Annotated in this window: 25 protein-coding genes and 6 pseudogenes; 13 read left to right on the plus strand and 18 right to left on the minus strand. The window is 38.4% G+C overall.

Annotated elements, in window-relative coordinates; all coding sequences use genetic code 11:
- Window position 1: 1 nt before the first annotated feature.
- From QEZ38_RS03950 to QEZ38_RS03965, 4 genes and pseudogenes are all read right to left on the minus strand, one after another.
- Window positions 2-556 (minus strand): recombinase family protein, encoded by a 555-nt coding sequence (locus QEZ38_RS03950; protein WP_000576156.1) that lies wholly within the window; start codon window positions 554-556, stop codon window positions 2-4.
- Between the two features lie 354 nt (window positions 557-910).
- Complete coding sequence (gene erm(B) / locus QEZ38_RS03955; protein WP_001038790.1) at window positions 911-1,648, minus strand: 23S rRNA (adenine(2058)-N(6))-methyltransferase Erm(B); 738 nt, start codon at window positions 1,646-1,648, stop codon at window positions 911-913.
- 124 nt (window positions 1,649-1,772) lie between these two features.
- Window positions 1,773-1,856, minus strand: a complete 84-nt coding sequence (locus QEZ38_RS03960; protein WP_001814874.1) for a 23S rRNA methyltransferase attenuation leader peptide — start codon at window positions 1,854-1,856, stop codon at window positions 1,773-1,775.
- 48 nt (window positions 1,857-1,904) lie between these two features.
- Window positions 1,905-1,988, minus strand: a pseudogene (locus QEZ38_RS03965) (MLS leader peptide); the annotation flags it as partial.
- Window positions 1,989-2,271: 283 nt separating this feature from the next.
- Here QEZ38_RS03965 and QEZ38_RS03970 point away from each other — a divergent pair.
- Window positions 2,272-2,409, plus strand: a pseudogene (locus QEZ38_RS03970) (XRE family transcriptional regulator); the annotation flags it as partial.
- A 59-nt stretch (window positions 2,410-2,468) separates the two neighbouring features.
- On the opposite strand, the gene QEZ38_RS03975 reads toward QEZ38_RS03970, so the two are convergent.
- The 14 genes and pseudogenes from QEZ38_RS03975 to QEZ38_RS04045 form a co-directional block, all read right to left on the minus strand.
- Window positions 2,469-2,636: a cysteine-rich KTR domain-containing protein gene (locus QEZ38_RS03975; RefSeq protein WP_000336323.1), complete on the minus strand. Its 168-nt coding sequence runs from the start codon at window positions 2,634-2,636 to the stop codon at window positions 2,469-2,471.
- A gap of 118 nt (window positions 2,637-2,754) precedes the next feature.
- A complete protein-coding gene (tet(M), locus tag QEZ38_RS03980; protein ID WP_044812736.1) occupies window positions 2,755-4,674 on the minus strand; it encodes a tetracycline resistance ribosomal protection protein Tet(M) in 1,920 nt (639 codons plus the stop codon).
- Window positions 4,675-4,689: 15 nt separating this feature from the next.
- Window positions 4,690-4,737: pseudogene (locus tag QEZ38_RS09820) on the minus strand (hypothetical protein); the annotation flags it as partial.
- A gap of 313 nt (window positions 4,738-5,050) precedes the next feature.
- The gene (locus tag QEZ38_RS03990; protein ID WP_001224320.1) at window positions 5,051-5,986 is read right to left on the minus strand and encodes a conjugal transfer protein; all 936 of its coding nucleotides are present in this window, start codon (window positions 5,984-5,986) and stop codon (window positions 5,051-5,053) included.
- Entirely contained in the window at window positions 5,983-6,984 is a 1,002-nt protein-coding gene (locus tag QEZ38_RS03995) for a bifunctional lytic transglycosylase/C40 family peptidase (RefSeq protein ID WP_000769868.1), read from the minus strand. Before QEZ38_RS03995 ends, QEZ38_RS03990 begins: the two co-directional genes overlap by 4 nt.
- The gene (locus QEZ38_RS04000) at window positions 6,981-9,158 is read right to left on the minus strand and encodes a CD3337/EF1877 family mobilome membrane protein (RefSeq protein ID WP_000804748.1); all 2,178 of its coding nucleotides are present in this window, start codon (window positions 9,156-9,158) and stop codon (window positions 6,981-6,983) included. Before QEZ38_RS04000 ends, QEZ38_RS03995 begins: the two co-directional genes overlap by 4 nt.
- 2 nt (window positions 9,159-9,160) lie before the next feature.
- Window positions 9,161-11,608, minus strand: a complete 2,448-nt coding sequence (gene tcpF, locus QEZ38_RS04005; protein ID WP_050197513.1) for a conjugal transfer ATPase TcpF — start codon at window positions 11,606-11,608, stop codon at window positions 9,161-9,163.
- The gene (locus QEZ38_RS04010; RefSeq protein ID WP_002345009.1) at window positions 11,592-11,984 is read right to left on the minus strand and encodes a conjugal transfer protein; all 393 of its coding nucleotides are present in this window, start codon (window positions 11,982-11,984) and stop codon (window positions 11,592-11,594) included. Before QEZ38_RS04010 ends, tcpF begins: the two co-directional genes overlap by 17 nt.
- 86 nt (window positions 11,985-12,070) lie before the next feature.
- Window positions 12,071-12,568 (minus strand): antirestriction protein ArdA, encoded by a 498-nt coding sequence (locus QEZ38_RS04015; RefSeq protein WP_002345010.1) that lies wholly within the window; start codon window positions 12,566-12,568, stop codon window positions 12,071-12,073.
- Window positions 12,569-12,686: 118 nt separating this feature from the next.
- Window positions 12,687-12,908 (minus strand): hypothetical protein, encoded by a 222-nt coding sequence (locus QEZ38_RS04020; protein WP_001009056.1) that lies wholly within the window; start codon window positions 12,906-12,908, stop codon window positions 12,687-12,689.
- A gap of 42 nt (window positions 12,909-12,950) precedes the next feature.
- Window positions 12,951-14,156, minus strand: coding sequence for a MobT family relaxase (gene mobT, locus QEZ38_RS04025; RefSeq protein ID WP_000398284.1), 1,206 nt, complete (start codon window positions 14,154-14,156; stop codon window positions 12,951-12,953).
- A 177-nt stretch (window positions 14,157-14,333) separates the two neighbouring features.
- Window positions 14,334-15,719, minus strand: a complete 1,386-nt coding sequence (locus QEZ38_RS04035) for an FtsK/SpoIIIE domain-containing protein (RefSeq protein ID WP_000813488.1) — start codon at window positions 15,717-15,719, stop codon at window positions 14,334-14,336.
- Window positions 15,720-15,747: 28 nt separating this feature from the next.
- The gene (locus tag QEZ38_RS04040) at window positions 15,748-16,134 is read right to left on the minus strand and encodes a YdcP family protein (RefSeq protein ID WP_000985015.1); all 387 of its coding nucleotides are present in this window, start codon (window positions 16,132-16,134) and stop codon (window positions 15,748-15,750) included.
- 15 nt (window positions 16,135-16,149) lie between these two features.
- On the minus strand, window positions 16,150-16,464 hold the full coding sequence (locus QEZ38_RS04045; RefSeq protein WP_000420682.1) for a YdcP family protein: 315 nt from the start codon (window positions 16,462-16,464) through the stop codon (window positions 16,150-16,152).
- Between the two features lie 440 nt (window positions 16,465-16,904).
- On the opposite strand from QEZ38_RS04045, the pseudogene QEZ38_RS04050 reads away from it, so the two are divergent.
- The 12 genes and pseudogenes from QEZ38_RS04050 to QEZ38_RS04105 all read left to right on the plus strand — a co-directional run bounded on the left by QEZ38_RS04050 (window position 16,905) and on the right by QEZ38_RS04105 (window position 23,805).
- Window positions 16,905-17,939: pseudogene (locus QEZ38_RS04050) on the plus strand (DNA/RNA non-specific endonuclease).
- A gap of 107 nt (window positions 17,940-18,046) precedes the next feature.
- On the plus strand, window positions 18,047-18,283 hold the full coding sequence (locus QEZ38_RS04055; RefSeq protein ID WP_281335108.1) for a DUF2829 domain-containing protein: 237 nt from the start codon (window positions 18,047-18,049) through the stop codon (window positions 18,281-18,283).
- A complete protein-coding gene (locus QEZ38_RS04060; RefSeq protein WP_281335109.1) occupies window positions 18,276-18,974 on the plus strand; it encodes a 3-oxoacyl-ACP reductase in 699 nt (232 codons plus the stop codon). The genes QEZ38_RS04055 and QEZ38_RS04060 overlap by 8 nt, the downstream gene beginning before the upstream one ends.
- Before the next feature lie 36 nt (window positions 18,975-19,010).
- A complete protein-coding gene (locus QEZ38_RS04065; RefSeq protein ID WP_281335110.1) occupies window positions 19,011-19,346 on the plus strand; it encodes a hypothetical protein in 336 nt (111 codons plus the stop codon).
- Window positions 19,347-19,365: 19 nt separating this feature from the next.
- Window positions 19,366-19,785, plus strand: a complete 420-nt coding sequence (locus tag QEZ38_RS04070) for an SMI1/KNR4 family protein (RefSeq protein ID WP_281335111.1) — start codon at window positions 19,366-19,368, stop codon at window positions 19,783-19,785.
- Window positions 19,786-19,803: 18 nt separating this feature from the next.
- A pseudogene (locus QEZ38_RS04075) lies at window positions 19,804-20,135 on the plus strand (DUF7716 domain-containing protein).
- A gap of 61 nt (window positions 20,136-20,196) precedes the next feature.
- Window positions 20,197-20,568: an Imm51 family immunity protein gene (locus tag QEZ38_RS04080; protein WP_281335112.1), complete on the plus strand. Its 372-nt coding sequence runs from the start codon at window positions 20,197-20,199 to the stop codon at window positions 20,566-20,568.
- A 50-nt stretch (window positions 20,569-20,618) separates the two neighbouring features.
- Window positions 20,619-21,223 (plus strand): annotated as a pseudogene (locus tag QEZ38_RS04085) (DUF6707 family protein).
- Between the two features lie 39 nt (window positions 21,224-21,262).
- A complete protein-coding gene (locus tag QEZ38_RS04090) occupies window positions 21,263-21,742 on the plus strand; it encodes an NUDIX hydrolase (RefSeq protein WP_248035490.1) in 480 nt (159 codons plus the stop codon).
- 7 nt (window positions 21,743-21,749) lie between these two features.
- Window positions 21,750-22,478 (plus strand): GNAT family N-acetyltransferase, encoded by a 729-nt coding sequence (locus tag QEZ38_RS04095; protein WP_281335114.1) that lies wholly within the window; start codon window positions 21,750-21,752, stop codon window positions 22,476-22,478.
- Window positions 22,479-22,519: 41 nt separating this feature from the next.
- Window positions 22,520-23,368, plus strand: coding sequence for a putative PEP-binding protein (locus QEZ38_RS04100; RefSeq protein WP_281335115.1), 849 nt, complete (start codon window positions 22,520-22,522; stop codon window positions 23,366-23,368).
- A complete protein-coding gene (locus QEZ38_RS04105) occupies window positions 23,365-23,805 on the plus strand; it encodes an ASCH domain-containing protein (RefSeq protein ID WP_281335116.1) in 441 nt (146 codons plus the stop codon). Before QEZ38_RS04100 ends, QEZ38_RS04105 begins: the two co-directional genes overlap by 4 nt.
- The last annotated feature ends 107 nt before the right edge of the window (window positions 23,806-23,912 follow it).

The raw sequence follows: 23,912 nt of genomic DNA on the forward strand, positions 1-23,912 counted from the left end.
CTTAAGCATTCCTTTTATTGAGGTAACGGTAAAAGGTTGTTTTGCTTAATTTAGAGGCATCAAGAATTTGACGAATAGAATACTCTTTGCTGTCATACATTTTTAAAGCTAAATCAATTGATAGCTTACCTTTACTTGGACGGCCCCCTTTTTTTCCTCGGACTCTGGCTGCCTTAAGACCAGAGTTAGTTCGTTCAATAATAATATCCCGTTCCAGTTCTGCTAAACTAGCCATAACTCGGAAAAAGAATCTTCCCATAGACGTTGAAGTATCTACGTTATCTTGAATAGATATAAAATTGACACTAAGTTCTTCAAATAATTCAGAAAGTTCAATCAAATGTTTAGTTGATCGTGAAATTCGATCTAACTTGTAAATGACAACAGAATCTCCTTCACGTAGTAGGTTGATCATTTCTTCTAATTGCGGTCGGTCTTTTTTCGCACCAGTTACTTTTTCTTGAAATAATTTATCAATTCCATAATGAGTAAGTGCATCAATTTGTAAACTAAGATTTTGATCATCCGTACTCACTCGAGCATAGCCAAAAATCATAAAAAAACCTCCTTAATTTTATAATTTAAATGTACCATAACTCATTAAGTATAACTATATAGGAACTATGAAAAAGGAACGGATTTTGGTACTTGATTTACTTAAAAAACATTTAGAAAAAGCAGGAAAATGAAAAGGTACCATAAACGGTCGTTTATGGTACCATTCAAATTTATCCTTATTGTACAAAATAACAGCGAAATTTTTAAATCTATTCCTTATCGATACAAATTCCCCGTAGGCGCTAGGGACCTCTTTAGCTCCTTGGAAGCTGTCAGTAGTATACCTAATAATTTATCTACATTCCCTTTAGTAACGTGTAACTTTCCAAATTTACAAAAGCGACTCATAGAATTATTTCCTCCCGTTAAATAATAGATAACTATTAAAAATAGACAATACTTGCTCATAAGTAACGGTACTTAAATTGTTTACTTTGGCGTGTTTCATTGCTTGATGAAACTGATTTTTAGTAAACAGTTGACGATATTCTCGATTGACCCATTTTGAAACAAAGTACGTATATAGCTTCCAATATTTATCTGGAACATCTGTGGTATGGCGGGTAAGTTTTATTAAGACACTGTTTACTTTTGGTTTAGGATGAAAGCATTCCGCTGGCAGCTTAAGCAATTGCTGAATCGAGACTTGAGTGTGCAAGAGCAACCCTAGTGTTCGGTGAATATCCAAGGTACGCTTGTAGAATCCTTCTTCAACAATCAGATAGATGTCAGACGCATGGCTTTCAAAAACCACTTTTTTAATAATTTGTGTGCTTAAATGGTAAGGAATATTCCCAACAATTTTATACCTCTGTTTGTTAGGGAATTGAAACTGTAGAATATCTTGGTGAATTAAAGTGACACGAATGTTCAGTTTTAATTTTTCTGACGATAAGTTGAATAGATGACTGTCTAATTCAATAGACGTTACCTGTTTACTTATTTTAGCCAGTTTCGTCGTTAAATGCCCTTTACCTGTTCCAATTTCGTAAACGGTATCGGTTTCTTTTAAATTCAATTGTTTTATTATTTGGTTGAGTACTTTTTCACTCGTTAAAAAGTTTTGAGAATATTTTATATTTTTGTTCATGTAATCACTCCTGAAGTGATTACATCTATAAATAAATACAGAAGTTAAACGATTTGTTTGTAATTTTAGTTATCTGTTTAAAAAGTCATAAGATTAGTCACTGGTAGGAATTAATCTAACGTATTTATTTATCTGCGTAATCACTGTTTTTAGTCTGTTTCAAAACAGTAGATGTTTTATCTACATTACGCATTTGGAATACCAACATGACGAATCCCTCCTTCTTAATTACAAATTTTTAGCATCTAATTTAACTTCAATTCCTATTATACAAAATTTTAAGATAATGCACAATCAACACACTCTTAAGTTTGCTTCTAAGTCTTATTTCCATAACTTTAGGGTTAACCATACGCAAGACCAATCACTCTCGGACAATACTCATGATTTTAATGATAAAATCCATGTTAAACCCATAGATAAGAAATACACCTGCAATAACCGTTACCTGTTTGTGCCAATTTAAAAATGCACCACTTTTTTATAATTAAAACGGTTGAAAACTGTACCACTAATAACTCACAATAGAGAGATGTCACCGTCAAGTTAAATGTACAAAATAACAGCGAAATTTTTAAATCTATTTCTTATCGATACAAATTCCTCGTAGGCGCTCGGGACCCCTACCTGCTAATAACTTGGTAAAAAGCACCCGACGATTACAGATAGAGAAATACATGGATAGCTTTACAGACAAAGAACTATCCTTAATGGAATCTTTAGCCAGCGGTATCAACGAAGCAAGAAACATCGAAGACTAATTAAAAGAATCCATACATAACGGAAAGAGCCGATAAAATGAGATTGTATTAATCTCATTTTATCGGCTCTGCGTCTTTGCGTCTGGCTCTGTAATCACAGTTACTTTGAACTGCTTTATTTCAATTAAATTTTCTTGTCTGCATTTCGGACAATAGAGGGGGAATTTTTTTAATTCAGTATCTTCCCTTATCTTTAATCGTGTTTTATTTCCACATACAGGACACAATATCCACTTGTAGTTTATAATAACTATCTCCTCCTTTACACTTTAATTCAAATCTTTATTAAAGAATATTTCATCTTATTTAACAAGAAACCATATTTATATAACAACATAAAATACACTAAGTTATTTTATTGAACATATATCGTACTTTATCTATCCGACTATTTGGACGACGGGGCTGGCAAACAGGTTCACCGGTAGTAACATGGTACCCTTTTAACTCTGTTAAACAAACACTACGTCCATTTGTAAAGAAAGTTAAATCACTACGATATTCTTGAATACACCGAGCAGGGATTTCTCCACTAAGAATGACCTCATTATTTTTCAATTGAGTGTCTACGATGTTCGCACAATATTTAGGAGCATCGTTGTATGCTCGTGAAAGATATTCCTTTGGCGCATAAATTTTAAAACTAAGATATGGCTCTAACAATTCTGTTCCAGCTTTTTTTAAGACTTGTTCCAATACAATAGGAGCAAGCATCCGAAAATCTGCTGGGGTACTAACAGGGCTATAGTATAAGCCATACTTAAAACAGATTTTACAGTCCGTCACATTCCAACCATACAATCCTTGTTCACAGCCATAGCGTATCCCCTCCATAACTGCATTTTGAAACGATTGATTTAAGTATCCAAGAGAAACCGAGCTCTCATACTGTACTCCGCTCCCTAATGGAAGCTGTGCTACAGATAGACCAATGGAAGCCCAGAAGGGATTCGGTGGAACTTCGATGTGAATGGTATACTCTGCTTTTTTTAACGGTCTTTCCATATAAATGACTGTAGGCTCTTTTATTTCTATCTCCACATGATACTTTTCTTGCAGCAGAGCACAAGTCACTTCCATTTGTACTTTCCCTAAGAAAGAAAGTATGATTTCATGTGTCGCAGAATCCACATAATATCGCAGAAGCGGGTCACTGTCGGAGATTTCTAAAAGTGCATCAAGTAACATTTCCCTTTGTTGAGGTTTGCTCGGTTCAACAGTCGTTTGCAGCAGAGGGAGGGGATTTTCAATTCTCTCTCTCTGTGGCAATAGCTTTGTATCTCCAAGAACACTATTTAACTTCAAAAACTCATTCTGCAAAATAACAATTTCCCCGGAATAAGCCTTATCAATTTTACATAATTCACCATTTATTGAAGTATACATTTCTGTAATTTTTATTTTTTCCTTTTCCGATATTCTAACCGAATCTCGCAAATGCAGTACGCCACTATAAAGACGTATATATGCAAGACGCTGTCTTTTTTCCGAATACTCAATTTTGAAAACTTTTCCGCAAAGTTCAGACGGACCTCGATGTGTTGATGAATAAAATTTATTAGTAATAACTTCTATAAGGTTATCAATCCCTATATTACTTTTTGCACTTCCATGATAAAGAGGGAACAGAGAACAATTCTGAAATCTTATGCTTTCCTCTTGTTCGAGTTCCAATGCTTCTAATGATTTACCGGACATATATTTCTCTAAAAGGTCATCGTTTCCCTCTATTACCGTATCCCATTGTTCAGATTCGGTAAAGTTCGTCACACACATATTAGGATACAGTTCTACCTTCTGTTTGATTACAATTTCGGCAGAAAGTTTCTCTTTAATATCCTGATAAACCGTTGATAAATCAATTCCATTTTGGTCAATCTTATTGATAAAAAAGATTGTGGGAATACCTATTTTCCTAAGTGCATGAAACAATATACGAGTTTGTGCTTGTACGCCATCTTTTGCAGAAATCAGTAGAATTGCCCCATCTAAAACTGATAATGAACGATATACTTCTGCTAAGAAATCCATATGTCCTGGCGTGTCTATGATGTTCACCTTCGTATTTTCCCACTGAAAAGAGGTTATTCCTGTCTGAATTGTAATTCCTCTCTGACGTTCTAAAAGCGTATTATCCGTCCTCGTTGTACCTTTGTCCACGCTTCCTAATTCTGTAATCGCTCCACTGTTATATAATAAGCTTTCTGTTAAGGTAGTTTTTCCTGCATCAACATGAGCTAAAACTCCAATATTAATAATTTTCATGTGATTTTCCTCCATTCAAAAACCCAAAAGGGCATAAAAATCCCAGTGATAAATACTTTTATCACTGGGATTTTTATGCATAACCATAGGCATACAAAGCATACAGATATTCTCCGGATACTTTAGAATCACATGATAAAGGTATTCTTAAACTGGGTACAAAAAACTAAGCCCTCCTAAAAAAGGACATCCAATTATTTGTTCCCACTATCAAATTGACAGTTTATTTAAGAATACCTTGCCGCATATTTATTAACTCCTTTTAAATAGATACTTAAATTATAGCACGTAAGAGCATATTTGTAAAGGAATCTCCAATTTTTTATCAAAGAGAGTACGTGATTACAAAATAGCTGTAATAATGTACCAATATTTGTTATTCTATAATCTTCCAATTACTCCCGTTCTTTTCAAGTACCAAATCAAATTGAGATACCTGCGTTGCTTTGGTCTGCTGGTCGATATACTCCACTGTCAGCGATACCGTGACTTGATTATCCTTACGATTGTGAATAGGATTTACCAGTTCTTGAAAGATGTACTCTTTTCCGATTGGTTTTAATATCCCGTCATTCACATAGTAGGAAAGTTCACTGGCTGTCGCTGTAGGATAGAGCTTGAAGAACGTCGTTAAAAACTCATTGATTTCATTGGTTGTAATGGAATCAACCGTCCCCTCACTTTCAATGGCTTTTGGTTTATAACTTGATTTCTTAGGTATGTTGGTAATGGTCGGATTCTTAACCAGTACCATATTTCCAGAACCATCTACATAGACACTCACTATATAAGCAGAGTGGACGGTCTTTGTATTTTCTCCCTCTGTAATGAGCTGGTCTACACTGTAGGTTACATTAAACTCATTGTCGCCAGTTGGCTCTACCGTCCATATCTGAAATCCTCTTACAGAAGACGATACAGGAATATCTTTGCGTACTGTATCAACATTGAGAGCTTGAAGTTCATCTGTCAGATAGCCTTTTAGACTTTCCATTCGATTATCAATGGACTTATCGGATTGCTCCCATGAATAGTAGACTTTCGCAAAGTTCTCTACAAAATTTTCTACATGATGAGTATCAACGTATTCCTTTTCTATGATAGTTGTTTCGTGAATAGTATGAGTATCTATAGCTGTAAAGTGCTTGAATATCGCAAAGCTGAAACTAAGCCCTAAAAGTACCCACAAGGCAATCACAACCTTTTTATGAGGATTGACCTTATAGTAGACACGAGGTTTCTTTTCCTTTGGTATCTGTTTTTCTTTATTCTGATTTTTTCTAAATTTCATCATTAAATCTTCCTTTCTCATTGTTTGATTCGTCCTGCTCCCACTAAATGCTGTTGCCAGTAGGGGCTTGTTAAGTCGGCATAACCGATTGGGTCGCCTGCATGAAACATACGGTTATTGCCAAGGTATATCCCAACATGAGTAATATAAGAGCCAGCGTTATAGGTAGAATGAAAGAAAACCAAATCGCCAGCTTGTGCTTCCGATAGTGGGATATGCTGGGTCACATCATATTGCTGTTGTGCGGTTCGTGGTAAGTTAATTCCAGCTTTTCCATACGTCCATTGTGTCAGTCCGCTACAATCAAAAGAAGTAGTCGGGGAAGCTCCACCGTAAACGTATCGCCAGCCCTCATATTTCAGTGCTTCGTCCATGATGGCTTGTACCGTATCATCATCAAACTCTGTTGTGACAAGATACTGCGTTACCAGTTGCACATAAAACATATTGCCATAGTTGTATCGCCAGCCCCCATTGATAGGTATGGCTATGGGATTGGGGTAAGACACTTTTTCGCCACCTGAATACTCTTTTGAGAAACTTTGAGCCAGTTCAAAGGTATATTTATTTCCACGATTAGCCACATACCCTAAGAAACCACCACCATAATTGTAGGACTGGATAACCGATTCTAAATCTACACTGAGCCTTTCGCTACTGGCTAATAATTCACTGAAATACTTCACACCTTGCTTAATGGATTCTTCTGTACTCAATGAATTAGGTGGAAGACCGAGGGATTCCGAGGACTGCATAACATCTTCCGCAGTACCGCCCGATTCCACCTGTATAATCGCAAGAAGTATGTTGACATATTCTTCAACGCCATATTCTTTGGCATATTTTTCTACCATAGGCTTATGAGCCAGCACTTCTGCGGAAACATTCACACCTCCATAATGAATATTGGAAATTCCGCTGTCCTGTTCATCTGAAAATAAAATGGCAACAAACAGAAGCAGTGAGAAGACCATCAAGAATAATCCAGAACCACCAATCACTAAAGTTTTCAACTTCATGGTTTCTTACCGACTTTCTTAATGGTGGCGGTTTTGATTGGTGGTCTACTTCTTGTATTTTGTAGTGGTACTCTTTGAACAGTAGACGGACGTTCTTTTGTGATTGGACGTTGTGAAGTTCTATCTGCTGTAGTGGTTGAAGTTGCTGGCTTTTGAACGGTTTTTTCTTGAACGGTATTGCCTTGGCGTTCCACTTTTGGACTTGAAAAATCGGACTTAACTGCTGGACGCTCTTGTTTGGCTTGTTGAGATTCCTTATATGAAGTCTGAATATTAGACTGTTTTGAGGTCTGTTCATCATGATATTGTTCTTGTCTTGTAGTCGGTCTTTCATGAACAGAAGAAGCAGGCTGTTTTTTCTGTTTGACCTGTTCCATTTCAGAGCGACGCTTCGCAATGGTTTTTCGCCTTTGTTCCTGCTGTTCCTTGCGTCCACTGGCTCTGTCCGCTTTGGTTTGAGAAATACTACTGGTTAAATCACGGACATTCTCTTTTACTTTGGATTTTCCTTGATATACTGCATATCTTGCATTGGTCGGCAAATCTTTAACCTGTTCTTTCAAACCACTAGCAGTGTCTACCATTCTGTCTTTGGTATCAGCTACTGTACCGATGGTTTGACCGATACGTTTTCCAAGTGTTGATTTTTCCTTTCCGTCTGGTCGGGAGTGATCTGCTTGTGTCCTTGCAGAACTCCCCGAACCCGACTGTCCTTTTTTACCTGTAACAATGGCAGACCCAGCCCCTAGAGTAGTCATGGAACGTCCAAGTTTCCGCTGTAGACGGTGCATGTGAGCGTGCATAAGCATACGAGGTTTTCTCATCACACGACTTCCCACACTTTGAGAATCGTTACTCTGTAGAGAAAACATACTCATTAAATCGCCCAGCTTGAAGTAGATTCCTGCAAAGGTCACAATCTGTAGAAAAGCAATCAAAAAGAACGGATAACCAGCCGATAAGGTATAGAGCATGGTTGAAATACTAAATGCTGTCGTAATAATCAATGTGATTCCAGCTCGTGTCAAAATGGTATTAAAGAGCTTTGTTATGGCTCGTTTTGACATACCATCAAATGATGGAATCATGCTTAAAATAAAGCTCACAGGCAGAAACATAGCATAGATGATAAAAAGTACCTGCGAGAAAATCATGATTCCTGTTAATAGGAATACAAATATGGAAATCCCAATATTGAAGACAAATAGGAAGAAGACTGTACCTAAACGGTTAATGGTCTTTGTAATGGTTAGATTGGTATTGCTTCTGTCTTCAATTTCTTCCGCAACAATTTTTTCTCTGTCTTCGCCATTGTTGGAATCTGGGCTGGTGGAGAGCAGGCTTTCCACACGGTCAATACCGATACTTTCAATGTCTGAACTGTTGTATTGAAGCAGTAGCCACGGTTGCTGAACCTGTATGGAAAACAGGCTATCTCTGATTAAGTCCACGCTGTCCTTGCCTTGACTATCGGAATGGGGCATGACAATCTTCGTGCCAAGTGATAAACTGGCATTACTGATGTCTGATGAAAAGTCATTGATTTTTTTAATGTAGTCGGGAGCGTAGGCAATAAAGGAAGCCGATAGGATAAACACCAGCACAAAATTCATAATGGCATGAATTGCCTTTGTGGTTTCTCTCTTTATCAGTCCCGTATAGGCAACATAAACCCCAAGAACCAAAATCAAGAGTAAGAGGAATCCAACATAGAAACCCTCTGTTGAAAATCCGTTTGCACTCACACCAGCTAAGGTCTGCATATTCTTACCAATGGAATCTGCTGTAGCGGAAATGAAGTCTAAGGAATAGGCTTCCTGTACTAAGTAACCTGTCGCATTGGAAACATACAAACTGATTGTCCAAATAAAATTGGTAATGGCATATAGTCCATACATGACCTGTTTTCCAATCCCGTCCGACCAGTTCCACGGAAGCCAGCCCCAGCTATTATCCACATAAAAATCCAGTTGATAGTTTTCAAGTGGGTATCGGCTGTATTCATTTGCCACATTGACCGTATCATCTACCAAGCCCGCAGCTTGAACCACCGTTCCCAGCATGGCTAAAAGAAAAATGGCAATCACAAGTGTGAAAGCCACTGTCATTGCCACTTTACCTAGACGTTTCAGCGTCCAGTTTGATTTTATTCTGTTTACTATTGATGGTTTCACATTTACACCTCTTTTCGCACAGGTGGTCTGGTATCAAAGGCATGGAGCAGTTCTTCAAATACAGGGTGGAACTGTATCACACCGACACGACCATATAAATCACTGATAAGGCATTGCCCGTTTTCCAAATCACGCAATCGCTTCTGATTGTTTTCGTCCTCTGGGTCTACACCAAAAAAGGCTAAGGTCTTTTTAATCTCGTTAAGGTCAGTGGAACGAAATGCAAATTTTAAGCCGAGGTTATTTTTCAGTTTTTCATCTAAGAGGTCGTCTGTATTTTGGGTCACGAAATATACCCCAGCGTTCATAGCACGACCAGCCCGAACCAGCTTCATAGATAGTGTTTTTCCTTGTGCTACCTGTAAAAAGCTCCATGCTTCGTCTAAATCTACAATCTTGAAAATGCTTCGGTCTGTATGGATAAAGTCTAAAGCAAAGGTACTAATGACAATCAGCATAGCAACGGATAAAAGCTCCATAGTGGTATATTCCTCAAAGGAAGTTTCCTTGTCGGGAAGTACCAAGTCCGCAACCTGTATAATGTTCAGTTGTTTTTCTAAGCTGATAGACTGCTCCACATAACCATTACTGAATAATAAATGTGCAAAGTCATAGTCTGTAAAACTTTCGATATGGTCGGCTATACTGGTACTTAGTGGCGTATTCTCAACCCGTAATTCCTCAATCACTTTCATCAACCCTCGTACTTCACTATTGGTTACTGCACGAATGGCTTTTCTAAGGATTGGGAAGCGTTCCCCATCACGAGAGGAAATCCCCGTAAGGAATGTCAGAATATCAATAGCCAGTGATTCAGAATCTTTGGGATTTTTCATAATCACATAAGGGTCAAGTAAGCCTTTGTTTTTCTCATCAGAAGTCAGAGTGACGATATTGATTTCATGGGAAATCTCTGGCAAGGTTTCTTTCCATCTGCCACGTTCTGCTTTTGGGTCTACAATCACTGCTTGTGCCCCATAAAGCACCGCATAATAGACGATAAGGTTATTCGCAAAGGATTTACCACCACCCAGCGAACCAACAAAAGCCGACGCTAACGCATTGGTTACTGAACCCTTAACCCCTTGACTGGCAAGAGCAGGTTTCAGATAGACATTGCGTCCAGTATCTAAGCTGTAGCCAACATAAATCCCCTCATTTTCCCCCAGCATTTGAGTAGCACCAAAACCTAAACCAGCGAGGAAATCAGAGGTCACGTATTGAATATAATCATTCATATAACGCTTGCTGGCAGGTAAAAATTCTTCATGTAAGCCGAGCATATCCCCAAATGGTCGTACCAGTTTTACGCTTAAATCGTCATAAAAATCTTTCACTTCATTACAACGACGTTTGAGTTCGTCAAGATCATTTGCTGATACCCTTACCACATAAGACAGCTTGTACATAGATTCCTTGCTTTGGTCTAAATTGGTTTCCAGCTCATTCACACTTTCCAGAGCTTCCGCCACATTGGAGCTGGTTTCATTATCACTTTGCCAAGCGTGGTTATCCAAGTCTTTCAGTTCTTTCTTTTTATTGCGGACAGTAGATAGGGCTTTACGATTCGCTACAATTTCCACATTCATTGACGTATCAATCGGAAAGGTAAATTGCTGTTGCTGGTAGTAGAAGATTTCAGAGGACGGGAAGTCCAGTTCGCCGACAATACTGTTGATGGTAAAGTAAGCTACATAGGCGGTTTCGTCTTCCTGCTGGATTTTCAAATATCGCTGTTTTTCTTCCACCAGACAGCGAGTAGGCTTAATGAGGTCATAGGTTTTAATCAGTGTTTCATGTTCCAGCTTTTTCTTTGATAGAGGATACTCATACTCTTCATAGGCAGTGCCTGTCTGTCCGTAAAGGTGTTCAATCAGATAGCCGAAGTCGTCCTTATCTAATCTTCGGATTTTGAAACGACGGGAGATTTTATTTTCTAAAAGCTTTTCCATCTTCTGAAAACGCAGGATTTCATCATTACTCATACTAACAAAATCGCCCATCAGCTTATGGTTCACATCATAGACAAAATCAGTAAAAGCATTTTTTGCTTCAACGGTAAGACTTTTCATAGAAAACTCCTGATCGTTGAGAAGCAACTTAAAACCGATAAAGAAACGGTAGTCCACTTGATTTTCGCCAATCATGGATATTAAAGCGTCTGTCTGTTGGTCGATTTTGTCATAGGCAACCGTTTTGAGCTTTCCAGTGACTTCATTTTTGGAACGTTCTTGTGCAGAAAGTATGCTGGATTCTGTACTGATTTGTAAAGCATGAATCTTGCCATCACGATTTTGTGCGATAAGCTGTCTGAAAGAATCATGTACTTGTATTTTCTGTTCCGGACTTAGAAATGAGTAATTGTAGGGAACAAGCTCATAGTAAGCGTAACATTCCCCATCTTTATTCCAGACCAGATTGTTTTCAATATATTTAATTGGATATGCCATAAAATTCACTCCTAACTGCTGTAATGGCTTCTTGTGGCTGGTTTCTGCCAAGCGTTACTTTTTTTCCTGCATAGGTCAGTTTTCGTCGCAGTGCATAAGCAATGACAGACTTCAAAAATCCATAAGGCTTTTTACCATCAAAGGTTTTTGTAGACATAAACCATGTGAAAGCCACAGGAATCCCAAAGTATTTGAGAAATGCTCCCTCTATCATAGAAAGAGGGGGCAAGTTGCCAAGTATCATAACTGCAAAGAGTGACACGACAAACCATGTCATTTGCGTAAAGGTTATGGGAAACGGAAGTCTAAAGTCATTGATGGAGTACAACACTTTCTCAACAGACCAGATACTGGTATAGCTTCGTATTTTCTTCATGTAATCAATCCTTTCATAAAAATGGGGATAGTCTTTTGACTACCCCGTAAACAAGAAAATCTGCCAGTAAGAATGTACCGACAGATTTAATAGACGATTTCAAAAATCCCGTGATTGGTTGAGATAAACGTTCCCGAAAGGTCTAAATCCCGACCATAGGATTCATAATCAATATAGTTTTGAAGACTGGCTGGCACTTCGCCTAAAGCACCCGTTTCTTCAATGTAGTAGCGTGCCACGTCAGACATATCATCACAATCGGAATGAATGATAATATCTTCTTGATGTTCGCTTAATTCTTCAATACTTGAAAAATGAGTGAGCAGAGCAGATAGCTCCGATTGTAGTTCTTCTGGCAACTCCGATACCATTTCCCATAGGCGATTGAGTTCGCTAATAGAAGTGTATTCGTCAACCGTAAAGGGTAACTCGTAATCATGAATGGCGTATTCCTCATATTCATCATTCAAGCCGATTTTCTCTTTGACTTCCTCAAAATCAATGGGAAAGGTAAACCATGCACCAACTAATTCGCCCTCATTGTATTTGCCTAAATTGGCAATGTAGACTTGCATATCGTCCATGTATTCACACGTCCTTTCTTTATAGAGATTCAAAAATCCCTACCGCACTTCGTTTGGTGTACCATTCTTTTGCGGAACATAAGAAAACCACTTATATTCCACAAAATAACGGTTTAATTTAAGCACCAATAATGCGATTGAATAGCTCTAGTAAAATGTCTTTTACTCCAGCAGCGTTGAAGACTAAGCCTACCGCAATAATCGCAATAATGAGAAAGCCAATGAGTTTACTGAACTCACGCTTGAAGCCAAGATACAAGCCAATCACAACGATTGCTAAAAGTACCAGTGATTGAGCGTTTGATAGAAACCAGTTATAAAGGTTTTGTCCAAAATTCATAAAAATGTTCTCCTCTCTATATTCAATGAATTTGTGTTTAGGTTATTTCTTTGTCGTTATCACGTCCTGTTCTTTTACTGACTGTTGCTTCAAAATCTGCTTGTGTCGGTCTGTCAGTTTCGCATGGTCGAGAATGTCTTTTACAACCTGCGTCTGGTTGATTTCATCAAGTTTAATCGCAACCTTTAAGGTCGGGGCAACTTGATGAGATAGCCAGTTCAGCGTCCTTTGGAAGGAGTAAGGCTCTGGTTTTGTGGTTAGTTTTAATCGTTCACGATTGTTCCCAATAAACCAAGCCCATTCTTCATTCAGTTTCCAATCAGAACGAGGTTTGGAATCGTCTTTATCTACAAAACGGATATACCGATTGATAATTTTAAAGGCGGTATGCTCTGGATTGTCATAGACGAGTAAATCACGGACTGCATAATAGGCACGCTCATTTTTCAATCGAATCTCAAAACGGTTTTTTACTTCTGCGTCTTCAATGGGAATATCATTTTTCTTGTACTGCTCGTAGTCCTTTTCATAGATACAGAAATAAACTTCACTTTGTAATGAACCGATATAGAGGGTGTTTCCCATACATTCCTTTTCCTCTTTGCGTACCAGTTCGCCACTGCGATAGCTTTTAAAACTGCGGAAGACGGAGATACATTCTTCCTGTTGGCACTTTTCAGTGAGTACAGGGATATTCAAAATCCCTGTCTTATCGTTAATGGCAAGGTCAAGGCGTTTCATCACACCGCCAGCCACCAAAACGTCCATAAAGAACTCATACCAGCTTCTTTGTTGTGCCAGAAGATAGCTTTCAAATTGTCTGCACCCACGACCTTTCAATTCCACCAGAACTCCTTTGTCCAGTTCATGGGAGCAAAGGACGAATATGTCGCCTAAAGCATAATGCTCTGAATAAGAATAGAAACCATAGTCCTCATGAAGAAAATAGGACAGTTTCAGTTGTAAGATGTTTTCGACCACCTGCTGTACGTCTGTTGTCGGAAAGCGAATCCTTACATAATCAAACAGCATTTCAAGGGGAGCGTCGGGATTGAAGCGTTCCAGAGCTTCCCAAAGGGACTGCTGTAAATCCTCTGATGGCTTGACTTTTCCTGTTTCAATATCGCTTAGATACTGCCTTGTAATACCAGTCGCAACAGCTAAACGGTTTTGAGATAGTCCATAAGCCAAGCGTTTTTCTTTTAAATGCTGTAACCAAGTTTGTTCATTCAGTAAAAATCCCTCCAATCAAAAAGGCGTATGTCAACTTTTAAAGCCCATTTGACATACGCTGAAATTTTGTAAATCCCTTGTAACCAAAGGATTTTCTAATGTTTTTTTGACTGTTTCCTGTCGATTTGTACCCCCCTGTTAGATACGGGGGGTTAAGTGCTGGCGTGGCTATTGCCACACCAGCCAGCAAGATCAGTCCACACCTGCGACTTCCGCTTCGCACGTCGCCTGCGTGGACTGTCTGCTGTTGGATAACTTTTTAATTTCCTCCAAGAAATCATATCCTTTTGGTACAAGGGGAGTATAAAACTCTGATATGACACTTGTTCCTACATCAACATAGCCACGACCTTTGATTCGCTTTAAGAAGAAATCCTTTTGTACGTCACTGCCAAACATCATGCCATAGCCCATTTCAGACATACGACCTAAAGCCACTCTGAAATTAAACTGATCACGGATTCCGTCGCCTAAATATTTTGCGTCTGGACGTTGACAAGCCAGTATTAGAAAGAAGCCAGCTTGACGACCTAACATGACAATCTGTTTCAGCTTATTCATAACTGCGGTGTTTTCTTTTGTTCCCAGCATTTCCATGAAAGCGACGTATTCATCAAAGATTAAGAAGTGTGCCGGGAGACCTAAGTAAGCATAATTTTTGCCAGTCTTATAGTTCTTCATCTGCTTCATTTCCTCACTACGTTTCATCATTTCTTCATAGAATGTTTCAATGCAAGAAAGCAAGTCTTCTTTTCTATAGTAGACATTTGCCATCACAGAACCTAAGTCCGCAAGGTCAGCATTTTTCGGGTCAAGAATATACAGTTTTGAATCTGTATGAAGCAAGGCTTCAATCAGTGTCAGTATAAAGTAAGTTTTACCGCCACCTGTACCACCAGCAATCAACATATGAGGGAGCTTATCATATTCCCACCATACGTTTTTCATTAAGCGAAGTTTACCATCTTTAGCTTCTACTTCATCAATAGAAATACGACTGGCTATGGTGTCATAGAGCAAAGTATATTCCACATAGGAATCCTTTAACTCTTTATCCGTCAGCTCACAGTACAAGCCACTCTCTAATTTCTTTTCCAAGTGTAAGAGTTGGTCTTGATATTTTCCCAGCGTGATTTCCACCCGTATCTGTATCAAGCCATTTTTAAGTCGATAATACATTTTAGGGAAGTAGGTTATCTTTTCCTTTGTACGACCAGCACTATCTTTAAAGAAACCCTCTGTTTTGACCTGTTCAGATTCATACCACTTGTTTTCAAGTATCATCTTTGCCAGTTTTTGACGGTGGTAAAGTTGTTTAACCGTATCATAGCGAACCCGTTTGAATACAAACGCTACCAGCAAGCAGATAAGAATTGCGACACTGAAACTGATAATTAAATAGGGAATGTCAATCTTATCTGCTTGTGATAGGTTAAAATCCTGCCAGTTGATCTGCTGGATTGTCTTCACATGAAACAGTCCGACAACCAGCAGGAAAACAGGCAGGAGTGACGCTATCGTAAAATGAAAGACTAAATCTTTACCAGATGGGCGAATCCTTTTACCACGCTGTTTCATGCGAAAAAGTCTCCTTTCTACCTAGCGACTATTTGTCTTGTGTCGGTTCTTTCTTTGCTTGTGGTTGAGCTTTGAATGAACTAGAATCCTTTGTCAGCACAATATCGTCTGCCTTGATATACCAGTCAACATCTGCTCCTTGATAGGTGGCAGTAGCAACGGTGTCCGCAATGGGATTGATAAGTTCCACCCGTGCGTTATAATCAAACTCTTTCAAAGGCACGCTGGCAGGAATACTTACTTGAATCATGCGTCCTTGTCCTTTGGATTTTAAGTCATAGGTACGTTCCTTGATTTCATCTGAAACCGACCCGTCTTCATTTTGGATTCTCACTTCACGACGTAGAGCAGAGAATTTCAATTCTCCAAAAGTCGTGTCTTTATCTAATACAATGCCATTTGCTAATCTCATCATTTTTCCTCTCTTTCTTTATTCTTTTATCATGTCGTCAGCATGTAAAAGGTAATTTGTAAAACCACGAGTGCCGATTTTGTAGCCCTCTGCGGTAATACGTGGATTGACTAACTTCACACGTTCCTCAAAGCCGAAATGTTTTTCGCCAGCTTCAGCAGGAAGCACCACCACAATATCATCTGCTCTTTGAACATCAGAATAGAGATTATAGCTTCTTGATAAGACAGTTAGCCGTCCGTTGATTCTTCGCTGAACGACTTTATCCTCGCCAGCAAATTCTAAATTGCCGAATGTTTTTTCCATGTTGGGAATCACAAATTTAAGTTCCATATTTTTACCTATCCTTTCTTTTTTATTGGCTGAATGAATGTTTGATGGTCTTAAAGAGTGGGGAACGACCTTTTGATTCTTGATTTTTTGTTTTCATAAGTTCACTTCCTTTCAAAATCGGGTAAAAAAATAGACACCTCATTTTTTGAAGTGTCTACCTATTAAATATTCAAATTTTATTGGAAGTATCTTTATATCTTCACTTTTCAAGGATAAATCGTCGTATCAAAGCTCATTCATAAGTAGTAAATTAGTAGTAAATTGAGTGGTTTTGACCTTGATAAAGTGTGATAAGTCCAGTTTTTATGCGGATAACTAGATTTTTATGCTATTTTTATATAAAAAAATTTATATAATTGTTTGAAAACACAAACTATAAATGATAAAATGGTATAAAATAACAATATAATAAATATTTTAATAATTTAGGAGAATATAGAATGAAAAGAATAGTTTTGACTTCTGTTGTTTTACTATCGTTGCTGACATCAGTTGGTTGCTCGAAACATAAGGAAGAGGCGAAAGTAACTGAACCTGTAACGACTGAACAGACTACGCAGGATAATACAAAATTGTACAAGGAAGCTGGTTTACTTACTTTTAGAAACGAAAAGCAACTTGAACTTGGAGAACTGGATTCCAAATCTCGTGCAACTTATGCTCACATTCAGCTAAAAGATAGTGATGAGCCTAAAGAAAAGAGAGAAGCTAAATTAACCTTTGATCCAGTTGGATGGCATAACTATAAATTTTACTACGGAGATGGTTCTAAAGAGGCTTGGCTGATGAATCGCGGTCATTTAGTTGGGTATCAATTTAGTGGACTTAACGATGAAGGCCGTAATCTAGTTCCTATGACAGCCTGGTTAAATACAGGTGCCTTTACTGGAACGGATGACAAAAATCAAAGTAGCATGCTCTATTATGAAAATGGACTTGATTCATGGCTTGCAAATCATCCAAACTATTACCTTGACTATAAGGTGACAGCTGTCTATAAGGATAATGAATTGATTCCAAGACAGATTATCTTACAGTATGTAGGGATTGATTCGGATGGGAATTTACTCGAGATTAAATTAGGTAGTAGTAAGGAAAAACTTGATAAGTATTCCGTGACCCATGTAACTTTAGAGAATGTTTCAGCAAATGCAGAGATAAATTATGCTGACGGTACTGCAAAGAACACAGTCAAATCAGCTGAGGAACGCGCCGCTGAGCAAAAGGCAGCCGAGGAAAAAGCTAAGAAAGAGGCTGAAGAAAAAGAAGCGCAAGAAAAAGCTAAAAAAGAAGCAGAAGAGAAGGCTAAAGAAGAACAGACACAGTAGGAAACTGAAGCACCAGCACCAGCAGAAGAAGAATCACAAAGTAGTAATACAGGTGGCTACTTTAGAGATAGAAATGGACGATGGCATCGACCAAATGGAAAGTTTGCCTCTAAAAAGGAAATTAGAGAAGCTGGGTTGCAATGGTGATAGTTTTTAAAGCTATATAAATCAGAATAATCACAGTCAAAAAGCCGTTGAAAAACGGTTTTTTGTTATAATTAAATTAAGATTCATAGATAACAAAGGAGAAAAACATGACATTCGAAGAAATTTTGCCTGGACTAAAGGCTAAGAAAAAATATGTACGTACTGGCTGGGGTGGGGATGAAAACTATGTCCAGCTTTTTGATACCATCGAACAAAATGGGGTCGCCCTTGAAGTGACACCCTATTTCCTCATCAATGTATCTGGTGAAGGAGAAGGTTTTTCTATGTGGAGTCCGACACCATGTGATGTCCTAGCGACGGATTGGGTGGAAGTCCATGACTAAACGTGTCTTAGTTACGGGCGTTAGTTCAGGGATTGGTCTGACTCAAGCTCGATTCTTTTTAGAGAATGGTTATCAGGTTTTTGGTGTGGATCAGGGTGAAAAGCCTGCCTTACAAGGTGACTTTCACTTTCTACAACGTGATTTAACACTGGATTTAGAACCTATTTTTGACTGGTGCACTCAGGTGGATATTTTATGTAATACGGCAGGTGTATTGGATGACTACAAGCCCTTACTAGAACAATCTGCCCAAGAAATCCAAGAGATTTTTGAAATCAATTACGTAACTCCAGTAGAGTTGGCCCGCTATTATCTGACTCAAATGTTGGAAAGCAAGAGAGGAATCATCATCAATATGTGCTCCATTGCCTCAAGTCTGGCAGGCGGAGGTGGGCACGCCTATACCTCTTCTAAACACGCCTTGGCTGGATTTACCAAGCAATTAGCTCTGGACTATGCAGAAGAAGGTATCCAGGTCTTTGGAATCGCACCAGGTGCAGTTAAGACGGGTATGACGGCAGCTGACTTTGAACCAGGTGGTTTGGCGGACTGGGTAGCTAGTGAAACACCCATCAAACGCTGGATAGAACCAGAAGAAGTAGCAGAGATTAGCCTTTTCTTAGCAAGTGGAAATGCATCTGCCATGCAAGGGCAAATTCTCACTATTGATGGTGGTTGGTCTTTGAAGTAATATAGTTGATATTCAGTGAATATGTGGAGGTAAGCTATGAAAAGAGATGAGTTTGGATTTGTCTTGCCCAATCTCTACTATCAGTTTTTAATGGAGTGGGAAGATATTGACCCCTATGAAATTGGAGATTCAGGCATCTGTTTGTATGCTAAGGAGGATCTTCAAGAGCGTAATGAGACTTATCAGATTGAGGAAGTAGAGCCAGATTACTTTATGATTGGACAGGAAGGAGATTTGGCTTACTTTATCAAGAAAAATTCTGATGATTGCATTTATGAAAATGACTTGGGAGCTATAGGTTCCTTAGAAATGCAAAAAGTTGCTAAAAACGTAAATGACTTTATTGATAAGGTATTGGAAGAAGAATTGTAGAAAACTGAAGGGAGAAATCATGTTTAGAGTGCTAGATGCAGATTCACCGATTTCAAAAGAAGACCTTTTACAATTTGAGGAGATTCTTGGAAAGAAATTGCCAAAAACTATGTTGGATTTTTATCTCAAGCACAACGGTGGTCAGCCCCAAGTAAGTGGTGTCCACGATGAACATCACCTCTTTCCTTTCAATTCCTTTAATTCACTTGAGGAGATGAGGAAGTCTCTTACATGGTTTGATGATGAGGTGGTACCTGCGGGATTTAAGGCAACAGACCTTCTCCATTTCGCCTATGATCCTGGTTCTGGCAACTATGCACTTTCTCTAAGGGCAGAGGATTATGGCAAGGTGTACTTCTATGTTCTAGAAGAAACAGCCGAGATCTACGGTCAATGGGCTTCTTTTGAGGAATTTTTGAACTCTTTTGTTGAAGAGTGAGATTAAAAAGGAGACGGGATGCGAAAACACCAAGAACTTTCACTAGAGCAGATAATTGAGCAGGTGCGCGTAGATCAATTGGTATCAGATGATTTTTGCCTTTATGGCAAGGAGAACTGAAACTGGATAGCCTTTATTGGGTATCAGAGTATCCGGATGTCGTGGAAGACAGTGATGTCTATCCTGCTGATGCATCGGAGCAAGATCTCCAGCTAGTCTACTATGGAGAGCAGTTGATTGACGTTCTTGCAGTCGCACTTGAAGAAAAAACAGATGCAAGTCTCCAAGACTTGGTCGAAACTTTGAATTATTATAATCAGTACGATAGCTTTATGAACTTTGAAAGCTAGTAAGCATACTAGATTTATGCAGTTTCATTGATAATTAACAAATACAATAAGGAGTTAAGAAATGATAGATTACGAAAACATAAATGAAAAAATTGCCCCTTTTAGCCTGCTTGTATATGATGAGGATCCTAAAAATGTTCGAGGGTCACTCATTTATTACCCTGATGGAGAATACAGACAGGAAGTGTTTGATACTCGAGAAGACGAAGGAGCCGAAGGAAATGGCTACGATTGGGAATCGCTAGCTTTGGTATTTTTGGAGGAAAAAATGCCTGAATTAAGCGATGCTATCGACTTTGATCCTGAAGGAAGTATGTTTTGTGCCTATTCTTCCAAGGTGGACGCCTTGGCTAAATTCTCTTTAGAATTTAAAGAATTTTGCGATGATATCGAAGCAATGAAAGACTTGTTCAGTCGAGCAGAGTTGGATTAGTTGACTAAAATCTCTTTAAATTTTTTAAAAAAGAATAGAAAGGATTTCAAATGAAGCCACCAGAAGTAGTTGAACAACTGGAAAATCATCCAGACTACATCTCTATTTAGATAAAATATTAAAAAAGAATAAAAAAAACCAAGCTAGCTATCTCGAGTCGCTGAATCATCTGGCCTATCTACTTTATCTGGATGGTCAAGAGGAAATTGCTAAGAAATTATTGGAGAGTGTCATACAAGTCCCATTTGAAGGAAATTATAACACTTGGACTTTTGTTGATAGTTCTCTGGTTTTATTAGCCTATCTGGAAAGAGAAAAAGAAAATCAGGTATTCGTCTATAAAAAGCTCCTTTTGTCTCCGTTAGAACAAGGGGAGGAATCAACTCAAAAAATAAGAAGGAGAGTTCATCAGAGATTTTTGAATGGTGATAGCTTGGAGCAAAAGCTTGCAAAAATCGAGCAAGCTTCAAGTCCTGAATCGGAAATGGAACGCCGTTTGCTATACTTGACAGATTTATTGAAAATTCACCTCTTTATTGCTGAGTCAACGTGTGAAGAGACAGATATCCAAGCAAGAATCGAAGAGAATATAGAGATACTAAAGAAGTATATTAAGGAGCATGAGATCTATAGCCTCTTTCCTTTTAAGGGATAAGGTGTTCTAGCAATCTTGGACTTTTAGAAAGAGTGGAAAATGGAAATCAAACATCACTTTGGTGTCTACGGAATCTGTCTTCAAGACGGGAAATTGCTTTGCATTGAGAAAACGAGAGGGCCTTATCAGCATCGTTTTGATTTACCTGGTGGTAGTCAGGAACTCGGTGAGGGTTTGACAGAAACCCTCAAGAGAGAAGTTCTGGAAGAAACAGGATATACACTTAACAGTTACTCAAATCCTAGGATTTATGATGTGCTGGTTCAAGAAGAAGGGCAAGACTTCGCAGTACATCATATCATGGCCTTTTATGATATAGTACTTGATTTAGAAGGCTCTCAAAAATCCCTTCCTCATGAAGTTCTTGATGGAAGTAACGATTCAGCAAAGGCAATTTGGCTTCCTCTTGAGCAAATTACCCAAGAAAATGCCTCACCCTTAGTATTGAAGGTGAAGGCAGAGTTATTAGGATTTCCAGAATTAGAACGGACAAGCTATAGTAATTGGAAGGTGAAGTAGGGGGATAATGGAACTATTTAAAACATGGAAGAAAAATATGGTTTTCTATGGTCTTAAATCTCAAATCGGAACTGTCTACCGAAACAGTGATAGGACAACAAGCTTTTATGATGTTGGGAATTTTCTATACCTAGCAGGAGAGTTGAATTCCAGATTTTGGGAAGATTTTGTTAGGCAATATGGTTTAGATTATAAGATTATTATTTCAGAAAATACCAATTGGCAAGATTTTCTGCATCAGAAAGTGGAGCTAATTTCTTTTACTCGCTATTCTTTTAAGGATAAGGCAAATTTTCAAGTTGAATTTCTAAATGATCTAGTTAGTCATTTAGAGGAAGGTTACAATATTGTGCCTATTGATAATCATATTTATAACTGCTTTTTTGAGGAAGAATGGTCACAAGATTTAAAGGGAGATTTTGAGTCTTATCAGGATTTTTCTTTAAAAGGTGGATTTGGCTTTGTGGTTCTTAAAAATAAAGAACTGATTGCTGGGATTTCCTCAGGGTTAGTTTACCGTGGAGCAGTTGAAGTGGAAGTTGCAACTAGACCAAACGAACAAGGGAATGGCTTTGCTAAAAAGCTTGGTGCTGCAATGATTCTAGAGAGTTTAAATAGGGATATATTTCCTCTTTGGGATGCTCATAACGAGGCTTCCAAAAAAGTAGCAGAATTTTTAGGATATGAGTTAGTTGAACCTTATGAAGCTTTTGAACTAGATGAAAGCGTCATATAATGATATCTGATATTGTATCTATTAAGACGAGGTGAATGGACATGCAAAACCAACTAGCTCTTAGTGGAGAAAAAATTATTGAAAAAGTTTATCCCCATTTATTGCACCACGTCGGTTTGATTCGTGGGGAATACTTGCTAAGAGAGCTTAATCAAAACATCCTGTTACCAAGTTGTCAGCAATTTGTAAAAGATTATCTAGACACTATTTGCCATTTGTACTCAGATGAAGAAGTCTGGTATCGCTTTTCAGAGTTAACAAATACAGAAGCAAATAGTCTAGACGGGACTAAAGAGTATTTTGACGAACGCCACCCATTATTTGGATACAGAGGGACTAGGCGTTTATTGGCGTGTCCAGATGAATTTCAGGCTGAGGCACATGTTGTTACAGAAGTTTATCAAACTAATCCCAATTTGTCTGTTATTTTTCCTTTTGTCAATGATGCCGACCAATTAAAACAAGTTATTAGAGTGTTACGTCAGTATGGTTTTACTGGAAAAGTTAGCACGATGATTGAATTACCGTCAGCTTATTTTGACTTGGACAGGATACTGGAAACTGGTATTTCAAAGATTGTAGTTGGAATGAATGATTTGACTTCCTTTGTTTTTGCCACTGTGAGAAATAGTCAATGGCACGATATGGAAAGTCCAATAATGTTAGATATGCTGAGACAGATGCAGGATAAAGCAAGGACGAAAAAGATAGATTTCGCTGTAGCAGGTTATCTGAATGCTTCTTTCATACAAAAAATGAATCAGATGGGGATTGAGTGCATTATCCACTACAGTTCTATTCCGGAGATTTTTAATTTAGAGATTGACCATCCAGATCATCTCAAACGTGTAAAAGAAGAAAGTAAAAAAATACAAAGGAGCAACCCATGACACCGCAAGAAATGTGGAATATCTACAAGAAAATCAATCCCTCTATCGGAGATGAAATCGACGCTTGGGCCTTTGGAGTGGAACCAGACCTTTTAGCTGATTTGGTGTTTAAAGGTGAAAAGACGGCAACAGCCTCTGCCTACGACCTCTATGCAGTAGAGGACGAACCCCTTCCCCGAGAAGGGATCTTTGATGTTATTTTAGACAGTAAGGATCAAGCTATCTGCATTATTGAAATTACAAAGGTTTCCGTTCAGCCTTTCTATCAAGTGTCAGCCGACCATGCCTACAAGGAAGGAGAAGGCGATAAATCCTTAGACTACTGGCGTCAAGTTCATGAAGACTTTTTCAAAGACTGGTTAGGAGAAGCAGGTCTGACTTTTACACCTGACAGCAAGGTTGTTTTGGAAGAGTTTCGCAAGGTCTACCCTCTGTAGACTACTAGTAAGAAGAAAGTTTTGGAAATCACCGTCCAAAGCTTTTTTCTGACTTAAAATATGATAAAATAGGTATGTTTGAACTAGAGCATTTGCTCAGAAATATA

Source organism: Streptococcus taonis (genome assembly GCF_029948085.1).
Classification (GTDB): Bacteria; Bacillota; Bacilli; order Lactobacillales; family Streptococcaceae; genus Streptococcus; species Streptococcus taonis.

Excerpts from the sequence above, each read along its gene's own strand:
- QEZ38_RS03950 (WP_000576156.1), bottom strand. The coding sequence starts at position 556 with ATGATTTTTGGCTATGCTCGAGTGAGTACGGATGATCAAAATCTTAGT.
- QEZ38_RS03960 (WP_001814874.1), bottom strand. The coding sequence starts at position 1,856 with ATGTTGGTATTCCAAATGCGTAATGTAGATAAAACATCTACTGTTTTG.
- QEZ38_RS03990 (WP_001224320.1), bottom strand. The coding sequence starts at position 5,986 with ATGAGAAAGGAAGATTTAATGATGAAATTTAGAAAAAATCAGAATAAA.
- QEZ38_RS03995 (WP_000769868.1), bottom strand. The coding sequence starts at position 6,984 with ATGAAGTTGAAAACTTTAGTGATTGGTGGTTCTGGATTATTCTTGATG.
- tcpF (WP_050197513.1), bottom strand. The coding sequence starts at position 11,608 with ATGGCATATCCAATTAAATATATTGAAAACAATCTGGTCTGGAATAAA.
- QEZ38_RS04010 (WP_002345009.1), bottom strand. The coding sequence starts at position 11,984 with ATGAAGAAAATACGAAGCTATACCAGTATCTGGTCTGTTGAGAAAGTG.
- QEZ38_RS04015 (WP_002345010.1), bottom strand. The coding sequence starts at position 12,568 with ATGGACGATATGCAAGTCTACATTGCCAATTTAGGCAAATACAATGAG.
- QEZ38_RS04020 (WP_001009056.1), bottom strand. The coding sequence starts at position 12,908 with ATGAATTTTGGACAAAACCTTTATAACTGGTTTCTATCAAACGCTCAA.
- QEZ38_RS04035 (WP_000813488.1), bottom strand. The coding sequence starts at position 15,719 with ATGAAACAGCGTGGTAAAAGGATTCGCCCATCTGGTAAAGATTTAGTC.
- QEZ38_RS04040 (WP_000985015.1), bottom strand. The coding sequence starts at position 16,134 with ATGATGAGATTAGCAAATGGCATTGTATTAGATAAAGACACGACTTTT.
- QEZ38_RS04045 (WP_000420682.1), bottom strand. The coding sequence starts at position 16,464 with ATGGAACTTAAATTTGTGATTCCCAACATGGAAAAAACATTCGGCAAT.
- QEZ38_RS04055 (WP_281335108.1), top strand. The coding sequence starts at position 18,047 with ATGACATTCGAAGAAATTTTGCCTGGACTAAAGGCTAAGAAAAAATAT.
- QEZ38_RS04060 (WP_281335109.1), top strand. The coding sequence starts at position 18,276 with ATGACTAAACGTGTCTTAGTTACGGGCGTTAGTTCAGGGATTGGTCTG.
- QEZ38_RS04065 (WP_281335110.1), top strand. The coding sequence starts at position 19,011 with ATGAAAAGAGATGAGTTTGGATTTGTCTTGCCCAATCTCTACTATCAG.
- QEZ38_RS04070 (WP_281335111.1), top strand. The coding sequence starts at position 19,366 with ATGTTTAGAGTGCTAGATGCAGATTCACCGATTTCAAAAGAAGACCTT.
- QEZ38_RS04080 (WP_281335112.1), top strand. The coding sequence starts at position 20,197 with ATGATAGATTACGAAAACATAAATGAAAAAATTGCCCCTTTTAGCCTG.
- QEZ38_RS04090 (WP_248035490.1), top strand. The coding sequence starts at position 21,263 with ATGGAAATCAAACATCACTTTGGTGTCTACGGAATCTGTCTTCAAGAC.
- QEZ38_RS04095 (WP_281335114.1), top strand. The coding sequence starts at position 21,750 with ATGGAACTATTTAAAACATGGAAGAAAAATATGGTTTTCTATGGTCTT.
- QEZ38_RS04100 (WP_281335115.1), top strand. The coding sequence starts at position 22,520 with ATGCAAAACCAACTAGCTCTTAGTGGAGAAAAAATTATTGAAAAAGTT.
- QEZ38_RS04105 (WP_281335116.1), top strand. The coding sequence starts at position 23,365 with ATGACACCGCAAGAAATGTGGAATATCTACAAGAAAATCAATCCCTCT.